Origin of the sequence: Winogradskyella sp. UBA3174 (assembly GCF_002364335.1) — a bacterium.
GTDB lineage: Bacteria > Bacteroidota > Bacteroidia > Flavobacteriales > Flavobacteriaceae > Winogradskyella.
Genome location: NZ_DEXW01000002.1, coordinates 695 through 2915, shown reverse-complemented (window position 1 = coordinate 2915; position 2221 = coordinate 695). Strand labels below are relative to the sequence as shown.

Below are 2221 nucleotides of genomic sequence, written 5' to 3'. Positions count from 1 at the left end.
TCTTCTTTTTCTTTAGTCTCTTCTTGAATTATTTTTTTGACTTGGTCAGTTATAGTGGTAGAAACATTAGATGTCGATAGAGCAGATGCAATACGAGTATTTAATTTATCAAAACTTGAGGCTTCATTTATTTGTTCGTTAATGGTTTTAGGTTTTCGTCCTCCTTTGTTGTGTTGCTTTCTAAATTTATATCGAATAGGTTCAAGTACAGATAGACAAGTTAGAATGCTTGACACTAAACCTTCATAATGTTCATTTTCTTTAAAACCTTCTCTTGAAGCTTTCTCTTCTAGATTGGATTCCTCTTCTTGAAGTATAGTGACATAACCTGCAACTTGATTATTACTTAGTCTCAATGTCGGGTTATTAAACCTTCTTTCATTTAAACTTAGCCAATCAACTTTTAGATCTCCATAAGGACGGACTCTAAATCCGCCTTTAATTACCGCAATACCCGGTATTTCTTTTACTAATTTCTTTGATTCGTCACTAGCAATTCCAGGAAGTTCTTCGTCTAAATCAAATGCTCTAATATCAATATTAAGTAAACCGCAAAATTTCTGACCTTTTTCTAATTTAAATTTTTTATCGATTTGAATAGGTGAAATATTAGATAAACTTTTGTTTTCAATAGTTAATTTAGCTGTAAGAATTTCATCACCATCTTTAATTTCAAGCAAATCTACTTGACCATAAATTCTATAATGGTAATGTTCAAGAATTGGAAGTGGTTTGATTTGTTCAGAGTATGAAGAATATTTATCACTACTTTCTTTACTAATATATAAGTAAATTCTAAAGTCATTATCAATGTCATCAAAAGGGGATAATAATCTTTTTAGTGAGCCAATTAATCTGTCTAATTCAATATCGGTCCATGTGTTTGAACCTGATATTGTTAAAAAGGTACCTGGGGGTTTATTGGTAGACTTATAGCTTTCAATTAATATATCAACATCTTCTAAGTATTTGTCATCAGAATAAAAATCTTTCCAATCTAAGAGTAACTCTGTGGTCTCTAAAGTTTCTTTTTCAGTCGTTAGCATCATTAAATCTTCTCCAAGAATAGAAGAAGCGTAGCGACCTATTCCTTTCCTTCCTTGAAGTGGTCTTTTTTTATACTTACTTTTTTTTTGCCTTAACTTGTCTTGTGTTGATGGAACCATCCATTTCTTTGTCACAGTTTCGAATGTCATTCCATGACCATTATCTTGAATCGAAATTTTAGATTCTTTGTCGTTGAATATTAGTTTAATTCTTACCTCATCTGCATCTGCATCGAATGAATTCTTTACTAATTCTAGAATAGCCGTGTAAGAATCTTTAATTATTCCTTTTCCAATAGTTAAAATATGGTTAGCTGCGGGTTTTATATAATAAAAGCCCGAGTTTGTTATTTCTTTTTCTTCTGGCATAGTAACTTTTTTATAGATTTTGCGATAGTAGAAGCCATTAAAGGAGGGACTGCATTTCCTATTTGTCTAAAAGCAGCACTTCTACCTCCTTCAAAAAAGAAGTCGTCAGGAAATGATTGAATTCTAGCAGCTTCTCTGACAGATAGAGACCTTATTTGCTTATTGTCAGGATATATATAATGATGACCGTCTTTTGCAATGTGGGCAACCATAGTATGAGAAAGACCATTGATATCAACAACTTTATATCTGTCAACAAATGATGTTTCATTTTTATGAGTTTTTAGCTCTGTTGGCAAGTCAGGATATTTTAATCGTTCTGATTTTTTTAACCATTTATCAATTGCAATTTTATAAATACTTAAATCTCTGTCATTATGAGGCCTAGCCATATGCTGTGTAACAAAATCAACTCCGTTTCTTAATTCAAATTTCTCTAAATATGCAGTTGTTGGTTTAGCGTATTTTGTAATATTATTTTGTTCACCCGGTTTTAATTTTTTTAAATCAGATAGAATTTGTTTTACAGTAAATTTTTCTTTGATTTCATCAAATTCAGGATATTTAAAATCAGTACCTTTTTGCCAGCCTATTAAAATAATTCGTCTTCTTTTTTGTAGCACTCCAAAGTGCTCGGATTTTTGAATTGTATAATCTAATTCATAACCTAAACGTTTAAAATATGCTCGCATATTTTTAAAATACTTTCCATCTTCTGCTGTTATTAATCCCATGACATTTTCAAAAACAAATACTTTAGGTGTGTATTTTATTAGGAATTTGGCATATTCTTTATATAGAAAATT

General features: G+C 30.5%; 2 protein-coding genes. Both read right to left on the bottom strand.

The features are described 5' to 3' along the window. Positions 1–1415: ATP-binding protein (locus B2U95_RS00030; protein ID WP_296310994.1), on the bottom strand; the 1415-nt coding region annotated here is incomplete at its 3' end. After that, a partial coding sequence (locus B2U95_RS00025; protein ID WP_296310992.1) for a DNA cytosine methyltransferase occupies positions 1394–2221 on the bottom strand: 828 nt, incomplete at its 5' end. The genes B2U95_RS00025 and B2U95_RS00030, both read right to left, overlap by 22 nt.